Source organism: Flavobacterium sp. 40-81, from assembly GCF_001898245.1.
Lineage (GTDB): Bacteria > Bacteroidota > Bacteroidia > Flavobacteriales > Flavobacteriaceae > Flavobacterium > Flavobacterium inviolabile.
Window position 1 is genome coordinate 35,848 of the sequence record NZ_MKTM01000041.1, and the last position, 15,941, is coordinate 51,788.

General features: G+C 40.9%; 16 protein-coding genes. 8 read left to right on the forward strand and 8 right to left on the reverse strand.

The window, feature by feature from the left end; genetic code table 11:
* From BGO42_RS15805 to BGO42_RS15835, 7 genes are all read left to right on the forward strand, one after another.
* Positions 1–1,092 carry a porin gene (locus BGO42_RS15805; RefSeq protein ID WP_273243573.1) on the forward strand — a complete coding sequence of 364 codons (1,092 nt, stop codon included), beginning with the start codon at positions 1–3 and terminating at the stop codon, positions 1,090–1,092.
* 20 nt (positions 1,093–1,112) lie between these two features.
* Positions 1,113–2,240: a sensor protein KdpD gene (locus BGO42_RS15810; protein ID WP_177735434.1), complete on the forward strand. Its 1,128-nt coding sequence runs from the start codon at positions 1,113–1,115 to the stop codon at positions 2,238–2,240.
* Between the two features lie 50 nt (positions 2,241–2,290).
* Complete coding sequence (locus BGO42_RS15815; protein ID WP_273243575.1) at positions 2,291–4,018, forward strand: HAMP domain-containing sensor histidine kinase; 1,728 nt, start codon at positions 2,291–2,293, stop codon at positions 4,016–4,018.
* 396 nt (positions 4,019–4,414) lie between these two features.
* Positions 4,415–4,633, forward strand: coding sequence for a hypothetical protein (locus BGO42_RS15820; RefSeq protein WP_273243577.1), 219 nt, complete (start codon positions 4,415–4,417; stop codon positions 4,631–4,633).
* A gap of 79 nt (positions 4,634–4,712) precedes the next feature.
* The gene (locus BGO42_RS15825; protein ID WP_273243579.1) at positions 4,713–6,734 is read left to right on the forward strand and encodes a hypothetical protein; all 2,022 of its coding nucleotides are present in this window, start codon (positions 4,713–4,715) and stop codon (positions 6,732–6,734) included.
* 85 nt (positions 6,735–6,819) lie between these two features.
* Positions 6,820–8,991, forward strand: a complete 2,172-nt coding sequence (locus BGO42_RS15830) for a hypothetical protein (protein WP_273243581.1) — start codon at positions 6,820–6,822, stop codon at positions 8,989–8,991.
* A gap of 39 nt (positions 8,992–9,030) precedes the next feature.
* Complete coding sequence (locus tag BGO42_RS15835) at positions 9,031–9,855, forward strand: N-acetylmuramidase domain-containing protein (protein ID WP_273243583.1); 825 nt, start codon at positions 9,031–9,033, stop codon at positions 9,853–9,855.
* A gap of 53 nt (positions 9,856–9,908) precedes the next feature.
* On the opposite strand, the gene BGO42_RS15840 is transcribed toward BGO42_RS15835, so the two are convergent.
* The 8 genes from BGO42_RS15840 to BGO42_RS15875 all read right to left on the reverse strand — a co-directional run bounded on the left by BGO42_RS15840 (position 9,909) and on the right by BGO42_RS15875 (position 15,040).
* Positions 9,909–10,544, reverse strand: a complete 636-nt coding sequence (locus BGO42_RS15840) for a response regulator (protein ID WP_177735446.1) — start codon at positions 10,542–10,544, stop codon at positions 9,909–9,911.
* 13 nt (positions 10,545–10,557) lie between these two features.
* Positions 10,558–11,220, reverse strand: a complete 663-nt coding sequence (locus BGO42_RS15845) for a sensor histidine kinase (protein ID WP_246297005.1) — start codon at positions 11,218–11,220, stop codon at positions 10,558–10,560.
* A 98-nt stretch (positions 11,221–11,318) separates the two neighbouring features.
* Positions 11,319–11,966, reverse strand: coding sequence for a hypothetical protein (locus BGO42_RS15850; RefSeq protein WP_177735450.1), 648 nt, complete (start codon positions 11,964–11,966; stop codon positions 11,319–11,321).
* 2 nt (positions 11,967–11,968) lie between these two features.
* Entirely contained in the window at positions 11,969–12,391 is a 423-nt protein-coding gene (locus BGO42_RS15855) for a hypothetical protein (protein ID WP_177735452.1), read from the reverse strand.
* Positions 12,392–12,605: 214 nt separating this feature from the next.
* Positions 12,606–13,214, reverse strand: coding sequence for an alpha-ketoglutarate-dependent dioxygenase AlkB family protein (locus tag BGO42_RS15860; protein ID WP_273243586.1), 609 nt, complete (start codon positions 13,212–13,214; stop codon positions 12,606–12,608).
* Entirely contained in the window at positions 13,214–13,462 is a 249-nt protein-coding gene (locus BGO42_RS15865) for an Ada metal-binding domain-containing protein (protein ID WP_177735456.1), read from the reverse strand. Before BGO42_RS15865 ends, BGO42_RS15860 begins: the two co-directional genes overlap by 1 nt.
* A gap of 7 nt (positions 13,463–13,469) precedes the next feature.
* On the reverse strand, positions 13,470–14,183 hold the full coding sequence (locus BGO42_RS15870; RefSeq protein WP_273243588.1) for a 2OG-Fe(II) oxygenase: 714 nt from the start codon (positions 14,181–14,183) through the stop codon (positions 13,470–13,472).
* On the reverse strand, positions 14,183–15,040 hold the full coding sequence (locus BGO42_RS15875; RefSeq protein WP_273243590.1) for a bifunctional helix-turn-helix domain-containing protein/methylated-DNA--[protein]-cysteine S-methyltransferase: 858 nt from the start codon (positions 15,038–15,040) through the stop codon (positions 14,183–14,185). Before BGO42_RS15875 ends, BGO42_RS15870 begins: the two co-directional genes overlap by 1 nt.
* Before the next feature lie 183 nt (positions 15,041–15,223).
* Here BGO42_RS15875 and BGO42_RS15880 point away from each other — a divergent pair, with 183 nt between their 5' ends.
* Positions 15,224–15,796: a non-canonical purine NTP diphosphatase gene (locus tag BGO42_RS15880; protein ID WP_177735462.1), complete on the forward strand. Its 573-nt coding sequence runs from the start codon at positions 15,224–15,226 to the stop codon at positions 15,794–15,796.
* Positions 15,797–15,941: the final 145 nt, after the last annotated feature.

The following is a 15,941-nucleotide window of genomic DNA, read 5'->3' on the forward strand; positions in this document are numbered from 1 at the left end:
ATGAACACAAAAATATTCGGCTCCGCTTTAGCGGCCTTAGCCTCTTTCGGATTACAGGCACAAAACGACAGTACCAAAACCAAAAAATCACCTTTAACCGTCAGCGGTTATATCGAAACCTACTATGCTTATGATTTTGGAACACCGGAAAACAACACAAGACCCAATTTTATCTATTCCCACAACAGACACAACGAAGTAGCCCTGAATCTGGGTTATCTCAAAGCCAATTATGAAAAAGACAATGTAAGAGCCAACCTCGCCATCATGGCCGGTACCTATAGCAATGCCAACCTGGCTGCGGAACAAGGCGTTTTAAAAAACATTTATGAAGCCAATGCCGGGGTAAAACTGTCTAAAACCAAAAATTTATGGATCGATGCGGGAATCTTTGCGTCCCATATCGGATTTGAAAGTGCCGTGGGGAAAGACTGCTGGACACTTACCAGAAGCATACAGGCGGATAATTCTCCCTATTATGAAAGCGGTGCCAAAATATCCTATACAACAGACAACGGTAAATGGTTCATGAGCGGATTGGTTTTAAACGGCTGGCAGCGCATTCAACGCGTTGACGGTAATAAAACCTTAGCCTTTGGCCATCAGCTAACCTACAGGCCGAATGCTAAAATAACCCTGAACAGCAGCTCTTTCATTGGGAACGACAAACCGGATACGATTAAAAAAATGCGCTACTTTCATAACCTTTACGGACAATTCCAGGTTAGTGACAAATGGGGACTGACCGCCGGGCTGGATCTGGGTGCCGAACAAAAAGAAAAAGGAAGCAACAGTTACAACATCTGGTATTCGCCGGTTATCATTGCAAAATATACCGCTACCGACAAAATCAGCCTGGCTGCCCGCGGTGAGTATTATTCCGATAAAAACGGGGTTATTATTGCAACAGAAACACCAAACGGGTTTCAAACCTTCGGATATTCCTTAAATTTGGATTATGCAATTTATCCGAATGTCGTCTGGCGGATTGAAGCAAGAGGACTATCCGGTAAAGATGCTGTTTTCCTTAAAGACAACGAACCTTCAAAGCAAAATTTTGCAGCGGTGACTTCTTTGGCAATCTCATTTTAATAACCATAAATACTACTGTTTTGGAAGACAACAGAGAAGATAATGTACAGCATTTCCTCGATTTGATTCAAAAATCAAGAAAAGGAAAGTTTAAAGTCTACATCGGCATGAGTGCCGGTGTGGGCAAAACGTACCGTATGCTGCAGGAAGCCCATTCCCTTCTTAAAAATGGTATCGATATTAAAATCGGGTACATCGAAACCCATAACCGTAAGGAAACCCACGATTTACTCGAGGGTTTGCCTGTTATTCCGCGTCGTAAATTATTCTACAAAGGAAAAGAGCTGGAAGAAATGGATGTACAGGCCATTATTAACTTACGGCCGGAAGTGGTTATTGTAGATGAACTGGCCCATACCAATATTGAAGGCAGCAAAAACGAAAAACGCTGGCAGGATGTTGTTGAAATACTGGAAGCCGGCATTAACGTGATCAGTGCCGTTAACATCCAGCATATTGAAAGCCTTAACGAATCGGTAAAATACATTACCGGCGTTGAGGTAAAAGAACGCATTCCGGACAGTGTACTGGCTCAGGCCGATGAGGTTGTGAATATTGACCTCACTGCCGATGAACTGATTACCCGCCTCAAAGAAGGAAAGATCTATAAAGCGGAAAAAATTGACATGGCTTTAAAGAACTTCTTTAAAGGGGAACACATCCTCCAGTTGCGGGAGCTGGCTCTGAAAGAAGTGGCAAGCCAGGTGGAACGCAAAGTTGAAACCGAAGTTATTAAAAGTAAAAATGTACGGCAGGAAAAACTAATGGCCTGCATCAGCAGTAATGAAAAAACCGCAAAACGTGTGATCCGCAAAACCGCCCGGCTTGCGAATTATTACAACAGCAAATGGTTTGTACTTTACGTGCAGCTGCCACAGGAAAGTGCCGATAAAATAGCCCTGGACAAACAGCGCCACCTGATTAACAATTTTAAACTGGCCACAGAACTGGGCGGTGAAGTGATTAAAATAGAACATACCGGGATTGCAAAAGCAATTATTGAACAGGCCGAACTTAAAAAGATTACGACCGTATGCATTGGCAAACCGCGTATGAACTTTCTCAAAATTATTCTCTCGACAAACGTTTTCAAAGAACTATTAAATAAACTATCTTCGAGTGATATTGATCTGATTATTTTAAGTTGATCGGCAAACCATCATCCGGTTATTCAAACAACACGTTAGCACATCAGCAAATGAAAATAAAAACAAAATTAACCTTAGGTGTCGGACTGCTTTTTTTCCTGATCGTTTTGCTTGTCGCATTAGGAGTAAGACAGCTGCACACATTGGCTAATGACACCGAAAATATTTTAGTGGACAACTACAATTCGTTAGACTATTCCCGAAATATGCTTAAAGAGCTGGATAAGTTTGAACTTGAAAAACAGTCCCTGACAAAATTTAACAGCTTCCTGGAATTGCAAAGCAAAAATATCACGGAAATCGGCGAAAAGGAATTAACCGAAAACCTGTTGGAAGATGCCCGTACTTTTCAGAAGCAAACAGATAATAAGGTTGTTATTGCCCAGATTCGCAATGACCTTAACGACATTATGAAACTGAATATGGATTCGATCCAGCGGAAAAGTATTGTCGCTTCCCACACGGCAGACAAAGCCATATTGTGGATCTCAATTACCGGTTCCATGTGCTTTATTATTGCCTTTACCCTACTGATCAATCTTCCGAGCAATATTGCCGACCCGATCAGGGATCTTACCGAAAGCATCCGCCAGATTGCCGGAAAAAACTATTCCCGGAGAGTTCATTTTGAAGGCCACAGCGAATTTGGCGACCTCGCCAAATCGTTCAACACCATGGCCGAAAAGCTACAGGAATACAGCGATAGTAACCTTGCCCGCCTGATGATGGAGAAAAAGCGGATCGAAACGCTGATTAACAACATGCACGATCCGGTTATCGGTCTGGACGACAGCAATAAAATATTGTTTGCCAATGAAGAAGCCTTAAAGATATCCGGATTAAAAGCCGAGGACGTAACCGGAAAACCGGTTCAGGAAGTCGCGCTTTATAACGACCTGATCCGTTCGCTGATCCAGCATCTTGCCAATAACAGTGCTGCCGAAAGCAAACCGGAAACACTTAAGATCTATGCGGACAATAAAGAAAGCTATTTTGAAAAACAGCTGGTTCCGATTATCATTCTGCCTACCGGCGAAACCGAGAAAAAAGAAATCGGTTCCTTTATTATTCTTCGCAATGTAACGGCGCACAAAGAACTGGATTATGCAAAAACCAATTTTATCGCTACCGTTTCCCATGAGTTTAAAACCCCTATTGCTTCGATGAAAATGAGTCTGCAATTACTCGAAAATGAAGGAATAGGCACTCTTAACGACGAACAGAAACACCTGATCTCGGGAATTAAGGACGATACCAGACGCCTGCTGCGCACCACTTCCGAGCTACTGAACATCACTCAGGTAGAAACCGGAAAAACACAGCTGAACATTGAAGCCTGTAATATCAAAAAAATTATAAAAGACGCGGTAGAAACAACCCACAATCTCGCCGAACAAAAACACATATTGCTGCAAACGGAAATCCAGGAAAATGTCTCGCACGTTTTAGCCGACCAGGAAAAGACAACCTGGGTTATTTCGAATTTAATTACCAATGCCATCCGGTATTCCTATGAAAATTCGGCCATACTGCTTACGGCTGCCAACCGGGATAACCTGGTCACGATTACCGTAAAAGATAATGGCCTGGGCATATCCTCCCAATACAAAGACAAAATTTTTGATAAATACTTCCGCATTCCGGGTTCTGAAAAAGAAGGAACCGGACTGGGACTGGCTATCAGCAAAGAATTTATAGAAGCACAATGCGGTACCATTACCGTTGACAGCGAACTGGGTTCCGGAAGTACTTTTACGATCACGTTAAAAACAGCTTAGTTTCCCCTTTTTTCAAACGCTTATAAAAGCCTCTGATTTTGACAAAAATCGGAGGCTTTTTTTGTTGATTCCCGTTTTCCTGCACTTTTTTTAAAGGCGGTCTTTCCGGCATTGCGCTTTTACCATTTCTCTCCCTAAAAACACAAAACACTAATTAACAATTGTTTACATTTTAAATCTAACCAAATTATTGCTGTTTTGTCGGGGAAAATTCCCCATAAAATAACCCGAAAAAATCCCCGTGCAAAAAAAGGGAATATCCTCTACCTCAAGCAGTTAAACCAACGCAATTTTACATCAGAAAATTTAACGTAAAAAATCAGAGGCATTATTCTTAAAACAATTCATCAGAATAATAATCTGAAAAATTTATTAATCAACTAAAAAATTGAAATCATGAACAACAGAGTAATTTTTAGAGTAATAATGGTAATCATTATCATTATCGGAGGGATCATCATCATCATTGGAAGAAAACCAATCCCGGAACCTATTTGTATTGTATGCAGCGATAACATCCTGAGCCTTTTAGGTTTTGCAGAAGTCGTTTTAGGCGCCATCGCTCTTAACGTACACAACAAGCTTATCAAAACAGCAAATATTAATGTCCGTTAATATTATTCACTAAAAAAAATGATGGCGGTATCCGAAAAGCCTGGAACAGAGTAGGAAAATATCAAAATACACATTTATTATGGCACAAGTAACACCACTTGGTTATCCGCACGCCGGAGCAGGATCAGTAGAAATTCTTTTAGAAGACGTAGACGGGGCAGATTATGCCGTGTTGTTCTCACCCGATCCAAACAATATCGAATTACGGGAAAACGGACAGGCAATGCAATTCTATTACTATCCGAAAAATCCAAGATTAGCAAAAGAACCCGGAAAAGACGGAAAATATAAATTTGCGATGCAGGTTTTCAAATCAGAAGGAGATTCTTCAACCGTTATCGGAGCTGAAGGACTTGAAGAAGAAGCAGGCGCTTATACAACACTGACCAGTACTATTGATCTACCGGAAGCTTTACTGAAAAAAGCGATCGACAAATTAAAAACCAGACTGCACACCGAATATCAGAATCAGAGACAATCTAAAATTCTGGGGTTATTTTCTTTCCTGAAAGGAGTTGACCGCGACTTTAACGAAACAAATGTACGCCCGATACAACTGGTTGAAAATACTATTGCCATGCACATTGTAGGAGAAAAATCGCCTAACAATCCGTTTGGCGGTGCCAACCCGTGGACCTTCAACATCCAAGGTGAAGGAAACGGCAGTACTTTCGGTTTAGGTGAAAACGCATTTTCTGTACTAATGGGCAGAAACAGTGCTTCCCTTGTTAAAAACGCTTTGGAAAACGGAAATAACAATCTGGTTGTAGAAAACAACATTAAATACAAAGCCTATTTGCCAACAACAACAATCAAAACGACCGTAAACATGAAAAAGGTACATACCTATTTCTCTTCTAAAGTAAACGTGAGCTGGTCGTTTGTGGACTTAAACTGGGAAAATGAGTATGAGAAACTGGTAACGGACGGTTCCATTATTTCTGAAATCGTAACAGACAATCAGTTTTCAAATGACGAAAGAAAGAAAATTGAAGAGGCACTATTATCAAAACAAAGGGATTTTGCCTTTAAAATGATCGAAAAACAAATCCTTGACGTACCGAACAAACAGTTTACGGCGGTAAAAGATCCGGAAAAACAAGGTGGAATTTTCCGTTTTATCTTTGGTTCGGGAAGTGTGGGCGCTAATTTAAAATCGGCTACAGACATTAAAGAGATCAACTTTAAAGATGAAATCAAATTCTCTGCAATTGAGGTTTTAGACTCTAAAATCAGTGGTAATCTTGATACGCTGACCACAAAATCGGGAGCAGCTGCAAAAGAAGAACTGAAAAAGTACATTACCGAAGTACGTCTGGATGAAGACTTTACCAAAGTTCAGGTGGTTGCCGCTTTAAACGGAGGTTTGATTAAAATGGATAAAGACGGTGAAATCCTGAACGACAGCCCGGTAAGCCAGGTTTCTTTAGAAGTTGGGTATCCGGATTCCAAAGGAAAAATGGTCTGGAAAAGTTCCGGTAGAATGATTGCGCCGGAAGGAACTCCTTATGTAAAAACAACCAGCAGAACCGGAAAAGACATCGACGCTATTTTCCCGGCCACCTGGACCGACAAGTCTAAAGACAAAAACGCTTTTGTTTTCGACTTTGTGCGCAACACTACCGGCGGAAAGATAAAAGTGCGTCAAAACATCATGTATGAAAAAGACAAACGAATCAAATTAAAAGATACCGTTAACGAATTTGAGTTTGACGGAACCAAATTGTTCATTCCGCTTCCGGTACAGAACATGATTAACTATAATCTTTCTACAGAACAGTTGTTTGACTGTGACACTCTTGAGGTTACTTTTAAAGTGGATAAAATGCCGACTAAAAAGTTCAAGTTCACGGCCGAAAACTACGAAGAACTGATTCCTTATCGTTCGTGGTATGAGTTTGATTATGAGATCAAGCCGACACAATATAAAGTGAAATACACCTGTAAAGGAAAAATAGGCAGTAAATCGAAAAAAATCACCCTTTCTACTGATTACCAAAATATTGACTACCAGGAAGGTGATATCTTATTTGAACTTCCAACCGGAACAGATGCTCAAAACAAAGACATCGAAAAAATAAGAGCGCCATTCATGGAATAGTCCATCCCCGATAAAACTGAAAGGAGTGTTTTTCATTCCTTTTAGTTTTATTTTTTAATGCTTTTCAACTCAAAAAAACAATATCATGCCGGATAACAATACTTTTAAACTGGACGGAACAAAATTAGTTCCGATTAACCGCTTCAACCTGGAAGCCTCCAAACCGAGCAGTTCTTTTTCGGCTGTGGCGGTAAACAACCTTCAGAAATTCACGGTAATTGAACATCCCGTTGTTCATTCCATCAATATAAACCCCACAACTCCGGTAAACAGGGAACGTTTGCCTCTTGTGGAAAACAACATTTTAATCACGGAAAATTCGCTTTTTCAGGACTATAACGACAACAAGATATCCTTTACTTTTCCCGAGGTGATCATCACGCCTAACGACAATACCGTTTTTTACTATGAAAACATCCTGGACGCTTTCGGGCGGAACAGCGGTCTTTACGGCTATGTAACGCTGCGTTATGCCATCCGGAACAAACCCGAAACCAGTACGCTGCGCAACATCCCGATCCAATTGCGGGAAGTGGTCCTAAACCTGAGAGTCGAGAACAATAAAGAAACGGAAACCGTAAAGATAAACGGCCTTATCAATCCGGAAAAAAGCGAGATCCTCTTTAACCTGAAAGACCAGGCGGTAAAAATTGCATTCCTGAATATGGTCACCAAAATCGAAACGTTAAAATCCAGCCTGGACTTATTTTTTGATTTTAAAGGCTATACCAAATTCCGGCGTAAATTTCTATATGCCAAAGGTATTGACGGCACCACCACGCCGCCCATCATCAACCGGGATCCGGATACGGCTGCCAGTGCCCGGATGAGCCTGAAAACCGCTGCCTTACTGGACAGTCCGTTGCTCATTCGTTCCAATTCTGCCAAAAGCCTGATTTCAAAAGAAACGATGCGCGAGATTCAGAAAGAGCAGAACATTGTTGCCGAAGAACCGGAACAATATGTAAAAAGTACGTTTTTGCTAAAGGTAAACAAAACCATTAATTACCCTTTAGCCGCAGATGCTTCAATAAGCCTGTATAAAACAATTGACGGCGGTTTTATCGTTAATCCGTTTAACTCCAATTACGACTTTTCCCAATTCAGACAGATCTTTATTCCGGGAGTGAATTACAACAAACTTTCCATTTATAAATCGACGATTCAGCCGAATACGTTCCTGCTGATCTCAAAAATATACTGCCTGTCCAGAGCAATCGACACAAAGAAACCGTGTATTTCAACCATTTTTCATGCCTATGAAGACGGAACCGGATTGACCGAAGATATTTCAAAAATCAGCTTCCAGTTTGCTTTGGGCCCGGATTTATCCGACTACGATCTTACCAAATTAAAAATCGATTTGAAAAACAATAACTTTCTGGATGGAAATCCGGCCGACTACCTGAATGAGATCCAGTTTTTATATCCCAACAATATTGATTCCGACTTTGACATCAGCGGTAATTATTTCCTTCAGAAATCGGATGTGACGACAGACGGGAAATACTTCCTGTTTTCCATTACCACCGAAAACCTCAACGATGCCAGCCTGCTCATCAATGCTTTGAACAATTCCGTTTCCCAGTTTGCCAATATCAATTTCAGGCATAAGGAGATTAAGGATACCAGTATTATCGAACTGAATATTGAAAAAACAAACGGCGAGCTGCTGGATACCGTTTTTGACCGTACTTCCAAAAAGCTGACTACGGAAAACAAGTCGATTTCCAAATGTAAAATCAATGCGGTACTTTTTATCGATCACAATAATGCGCCTTATTTCAACAACGCTTTCTTTACCAAATATCCGTTACTGGACAGCGGGCAAACCGTGGAACTGGCACTGAATGCCATTAGCAGCGAAAATGCCATGCTGAACCTGAAAGACGTGTATTTTGATTATGAAAGTATTGAAGACATCAGCACAGAATTCAGCCAGATCGTTTCCAAATCGACAGACTATAACAAATACATACAGTTGCAGATTCAGAAACAAAACACGAAGATCAGTAAAATTCAGATTGAGCTGGTGGTTGACGAAACCCTGAGTAAATTCAATATTGAAAAGCTGAAAGCTGAATTTTCAATTCCCGTCCTTTTTAACTTTATCATAAAAAATACCGTTCCGCAGGGAAGAACAACACTTTCTTACCGAATAAATTATTTCGACAAGAACGACAATATCATTGCTTCCAAAAACAGCATTTTTGATTTCTCGGACACTTCCATTATAACGATACCCAAACACAAATAGCCACACCGTTAAACGATTATTCACGTAACAGTAAACATTATGAAAACACTCAAACTGAATACCCGGGCGCCCGAAGTGGCTACCCTGTGTGAAATGCTTTGTAAGATCGGGTATCTCCTTAAAGTAACGGATACCTTTACCCGGGAAGTTGATGAAGCGGTAAAAGATTTTCAGGCTAAAAACAACCTGGTGATTGACGGTATCGCAGGCATCAAAACCTGGTCCCGGTTATTTGAAAAGAACAGCCAGCTTGTCAACTATAACGACAAGCTGCTTTCGGAACAGGATCTAATCGATTTTGCCAGTGAGTATCAGCTGGAACTGGCTGTTATCAAGGCTGTAAATGAAATTGAAAGCAGCGGTAAAGGCTTTCTTATTGACGGCCGGCCGAAAATACTCTTTGAAGGACATGTTTTCTGGAGAGAGCTCACGCGAAGAAATATCGATCCGCAGCAGTATGCGAGTACTGCCAACCAGGATATTCTTTATGAAAAATGGACCCGGAAATTTTACCTTGGCGGACAGCGCGAATACGACCGGCTGCAAAAAGCAATCCGGTTAATTCCGGGAATGAACCTTTCCGATGCCGCAAACGCTTCCTCTTCATGGGGCGTTTTCCAGATCATGGGTTTTAATGCGATAGCACTGGGCTATGAAAGTATCGATAGTTTTGTGGGTAAAATGTATATGGACGAGCGGGAACACCTGGAGGCTTTCGGGCAGTTTTTAAGGAAGAACGATCTGATCAGACCGCTGCAAACCAAAAACTGGGAAACCTTTGCGTACCGCTATAACGGAGAAGGCTATAAAGCCAATAAATATGACGAAAAACTGGCAAGAGCCTATCAAAAATACAGTGCCTGACCATTCATAATGGCGCAACCGTTTCCTCCTTTTACCCGTATTGCATTCGTTTTTTAGATACAGACGATTTTATTCTTCATGGCATATAAAACGAGTCCGATGCGGGTTTTGATTTCCAGTTTCTGAAACAGGTTTTCCCGATAACCATCAACCGTTTTAGGGCTCAGGCACATTTCATCGGCAATTTCCCGGTAGGTCATTTCGGTACAGGCCAGTTTGATAAATTCAATTTCCCGTTCTTTAAGGCTTGCCTTACTTGCGGCACCCAGTTTATTAATCAGTACACCGGAAACCATTTCGGTATAAAAATACCCCGTTTCGTGTACTTTTAAAAGCGCTTCCCTAAAAACGGCAGGATGGGTATCCTTTAGTAAATACCCGGTAGCGCCGTTGCTGATCATCTTGATAATGGTATCTTCATCGTCATTAACAGACAGTGCCAGCACCCTGAGTTCGGGATAGTTTTCTTTAAGGCGTTTCATCGTTTCAACTCCGTCCATGACCGGCATGTTTACATCCAGTAATACCAGGTCCGGTAATTCTTCTGTAGCGACTAATCCGGTTAAAAAGTCTTTGCCGTTGTTGTAATTTCCTGCAACGACAAATTCTTTGAAACTGTTTATCAGAAAGGATAGTGATTGTGAAAACAACAAGTGGTCGTCAACAATTACAATTTTAATTTTGTTCATAGTAAGGGGCGTTTTAATCTTTTAATTCTTTAGTTATAGGGTAATTAATGGTTAATCTTGTTCCCTCATTCTGTTTGGAAATAACAGAAAAGGTTGCGCCAATAAGCTTCGCTCTGGTATTCATATTAGCGAGTCCGGAACCCTTTTCAACTTTCGAATTGTCAAAGCCAATACCCGAATCGGCTATTTCAATAACACAATTGGATCCCTTAAAGTCAATGCACACGGCAATGGTTTTGCTGTGCGAATATTTTAATGCATTTGTCATTGCTTCCTGCAGTATTCTATAGATAATCACTTCATGCTGGGAGTTTATTTTCCGGACGGTACCGGTTACCTCTAACCTGCAGTCTATGATCTTTAACTTTGTAATACGGTTTAAATCTTCGGTAACCGCTTCAATAAAACTGGATTGTAAAACAATATCGCCGTTTATCAGTTTGGCTACCATCCTGATTTCGTCCAGTGATTTACTAACCAGTTTGCGAACTTCATCAATCTCGTTTTTACTATTCCCGTCTGTACTGGCTGCCATTAAATTGAGCTGCATTACGGCAACCGACAGTATCTGTCCGATATTATCGTGTAATTCCCTGCTGATGTTGGTAAGTGTCTGTTCTTTGATTTCGATCCTGGATTTGGCTAGCTCCGAATTAAAGAAGAGTTCGGCTTCCATTTTATCCATTAAAAATTTGGATTTCTTCTTCTGAAAATAAAAGAAAAAAACAAGCAGTGTCCCTAATAATGTAAAAAGAACAATACTGAACGAAATGATTAATAATGGTATCTCTTTTTGCTCCATATAAAACCGAAAATAAAACTGCCGTTCATTAATACGTTTAAAAAGAATACTATCAGACTATACGTCGATTCGTGGATTCCGGATAAGAACCAACGTAAAGAGAGCATAAAGGGTAAATAGGGTACATAAAACAATAGTATCCCCAATACAAACCAGAAAAAAATAGTGTCTTTTAAGGACAATATCAGGTTGGAACTGAATAACTCTACGAGATACAGGCAGCTCAGGACCAGCACCATAACAACACCTATGGCAAAATTATTAAAACAGACCTCTTCTACTATATCCTGGAAAAAGACCGGATTAATGATAACCGACAGGGCAAACAAGGCAAAACAAACGTTTGCGGCAAATTTATTTTTTGGCTGTTGTAAAATAGACTTTAAAAACAAAATATAGTACGGGAAAATAATAAACATATAGATATTGAAAACCATATAGTTTACCTGTCCTGTAACCTGTGTGTAAAAAATCCCTGTTAGTTCTGTAATCGCCGAAAGCCAAATGGACAATACAAAAAGCTTTGCCTTATTATTGGGAAGCTTGTACCAGTAAATGATGCCAAACATACCCGCCAATAAGGCTAAAAACACAGTATATAGTCTTAAATCTGCTAACATTATTATCCCCCGTAATTCAGTTTTGGAGGATTCCCCATCGATCCATAATTTAACGGTTCTATTTCAGTGATATCAATTGGATTTAGCGGTGCCGGTATTGTACCGTCTCTCTGGATCTGCGCTGCTCCCTTTGCTCCTGTTGGCGCTAAAAAGACAGTCGTATAATCGGCATTCTTTGCTTCTTCAGAAGAATATACACCAAGGTAAACCCGGATTCCGTCAACAGTATAGCCTTTCGCTTCTCCTGTTTCTTTTACATAAGTAATATAGCGCTCTAATTCCTCGATGGAAAACCAAAAAGCATTGGCATCTTCCATACCCATTCTTTCCATTAGCATTGCGCTTCTTTTTTCATTGTAATTTTTATTCAGTTCTTTTCCTTTTTCAAAAGAAATTAGCTGCGTAGGTTTAACTGTTGCATTCATTTTTTAGATTGATTATTGATTTGTGACAAAATTATAGTGAACACTTGCAGGCTACAAGGGGAAATTCCCCCCTTTTTATATACCACAATTTTTCCCTGTCTATTACGATAAGGATGTTGTTTCACGGATGTCAAAGAAAATGAATATAAAATTAATCATAAAATAATGATTGACTTTATTTACACACCGTTAAAAGTTTTTATAAAACGCGATCTCAGAACTGGTCTACAATGGTTCTGAAAGTAAGATTCACACGGGGACGTGTTATTTTTGTAGTGGGCGGCAGCCGGTGCAGCCAGTTGGTTTGCGTAGCGCCTTTCATAATTAAAAGACTGCCGGCTTCCAGCAGCAGCGAGGTGGTCGCTTTGGTTGTTTTATGTTTGAACGAGAATTTGCGTTCGGCACCAAAACTCATCGAAGCAATAACGGTATTAACACCCAGTGATTTTTCATCATCACTGTGCCAGGCCATTCCTTCCTGTCCGTCATGGTATAAATTTAAAAGGCAGGAATTAAATTGTGTTCCGGACTGTGTTTCGGCCATTTTTTTTAAGGCTAACAATTCCGGTGTCCACGGCAGTGCCTTTTTGGTCGTATTCGAATAGGTATACAGAAATTCCTTATCGCCATACCAGGCGACCTTTCTTTTGGTCAGGATCAGTTTCCCGAAAATGATGGCTTCATCATTCCGCCAGGCAATGGTATCCATCAGGCGGTCATAATAATGCTGTGCTTCACCTCCGTTCATAATTCTTCCGTAGTAATTCACTTCCCCGTCATAAGGCAGTAAATTTTCTATTGCTCCGGTACTGAATAAGTCCATTACTGTAAGTTGTTTAATTTCCAAAATCGGTACTGTGCTTTCATGCAATGTCCGCAGGGGCGAAATCCTGCCGCTACCGCCATGGCTTCCGTGGCAAAAAACACCCTGTTTTCCTTTTTCATCCGCTTTCCGGACGCACAGCGCAAAAGTCCGTAAATCCGTAACTTTTTATTACCTCCAAAAATAATACTTTGTTTCCGTATCCCGCTATGCAATTCGGAATCGGTTAACGAACAATGTGCCATCATACGCCTATTAGCTTAAAGCATCGTGAAAAATAATCCCTAAAGTATGCCGCTTCCCGCTTTGCACTTCACTGACACCGTGTTTCATATTCACCCTGTAGTATCCTTTTGTTCCTTTTACCGGCCTGAAATTGGTCGTAAAAAACAGGATATCCCCTTTTTTGGGTTTCAGCACGATTGCCCGTGACTGTGCTCTCGGAATTTGCTCGGTCAGCACGAACTCCCCGCCGGTATAATCCTCATCCGGCTCATTTAAAAACAAGACCATCTGAATCGGGAAATAAACCTCCCCGTACAAATCCTGATGCAGGGTGTTGTAACCGCCTTTTCCATAGGTCAGGATCAGTACCGTGGGTTTTAGCTGGTTCTTTTCGGCACACAAATCCAGTAAATCCTGATGAGTAGCCGGGAATACCGTATCTATATGAAGTGCTTTCATCCATAGATTGGCAATGGATGCCAGTTCCGGATACACCGCTTCCCGTATGTTTTGCAGTAATTCCGGTAACGGATATTTAAAATACTGGTATTCGCCCAATCCGAAACGATACCGTTCCATCACCACCTTTTTCCGGTACCAGCCGGTATTGTCGTAATTTTCAATTAAAAAACGGCACGCTTCATCCGTAAGCACACCCGATACTGCTGCATAGCCTTTTTCATGCATGGATAGGGTCACTTTTTCCCAATCCATTGCCGCTATTCGTTCCGTTATCCCTTCCATTACGATTCACTTATAAGGGTATCTGCCTGACAGGCTTCCCAGCCGATGATCGCTTTTTTACGGGCACTGCCCCAATGGTACTCTCCTATCACTCCGGTAGCCTGTATCACGCGGTGGCAGGGAATCAAAAATGCCACCGGATTGTTTCCAATAGCCGTACCTACTGCTCTCGAAGCTTTCGGACGGTTAATCGCTCTGGCAATATCGCCATAAGTAACCAGTTGCCCCATTGGTACTTTTAGCAGTGTTTCCCATACTTTCAGCTGAAAATCAGTTCCTTTCAGATGCAATTTCAGCTGGTGAGGCGCTGTCCAGTCTTTTCTGAAAAACGTCATGATCCCTTTTTGAAACGAATCGGAAGCCTCGGTATAAACAGCATTCGGAAAAGTATGTTTCATATCCTGTAACGAACTTTCCGGATTATCGGCAAAAGCCACATGACAGATTCCTTTGGCTGTTGATGCGATCAGCAGCAAACCAAACGGACTTTCTTCAAAACTATAATTGATGCTCAGAAAAGCCCCTCCGTTTTTATAATCACCCGGGGTCATCCCTTCAATATTCACAAACAAATCGTGCAGCCTGCCCGTTCCGGAAAGCCCGGTTTCAAAAGCCGTTTCCGACAAGGTAAACTGGTTGTTTTTCAGCATTTTTTTGGCGTGTTCGACCGTTAAATACTGTAGAAATTTTTTCGGACTCACGCCTGCCCATTCCGTAAACATTTTCTGGAAATGAAAAGGACTTAAATGTACATAAGCCGCCACTTCATCCAAAGTGGGCTGAGTCTTAAAATTGCCCTGCAAAAATGTGATGGCCTTTGCAATACGGTCAAAATGAATGTCTTCCTGTGTTTTCATTTTTACAATTCTTTTATGATTACGATACAAAGGTAGCTGGCAGCAAACCGGTATCCGACCCGAAACTTGCGGAGTTTACCCGGTTCTGAAATTTTTCCGAAAGCCGCTTTTTAAGGCTGTTTTTTTTTCGGCTTAAAATACTTTTGAAGTATCTTTGTGTGCTTAAACGACAACACACTACCTATGAAATTAGTTTTTGCATCCAATAACAGCAATAAAATTAAGGAAATTCAGCAATTACTTCCACAAGACATCCAGATTTTAAGCCTTACCGACATCAACTGCGATGTTGATATACCTGAAACCGCTGCCACCATTGAAGGCAATGCTATTTTAAAAGCAAATTATGTAACGGAACATTACGGTTACAATTGTTTCGCAGACGATAGCGGACTGGAAGTTGACGCTTTAAACGGTGCTCCGGGAGTAATCTCTGCCCGTTATGCCGGAGATCACAAAAGCGATGCCGATAATATGGACAAATTACTGGCTGAACTGGATGGTAAAAACAACCGAAATGCCAATTTCAAAACCGTTATTGCCCTGAATATCGATGGGGAACAGCATCTTTTTACCGGAATTATCAACGGTGTGATCATTACGGAAAAAAGAGGTGAAAACGGATTTGGTTACGACCCGGTTTTTATAGCCGAAAACGATACCCGCACTTTCGCTGAATTAACAATGGAAGAAAAGTCCGGCATCAGCCACCGCGGCAAGGCCGTAAAACAATTGGTTGATTTTCTAAATAAATAAACCGGAATTTTGGTATTCACTATAAAATCAGTGTACTAAACCGGAGGAAACGGAAAGCAGTAAATGTTAAAACAACGAAAAATCTTCATAAAGTTTTCATAATTATACGCCAATATTACGGCAATCTGACATCATATTTCGATAC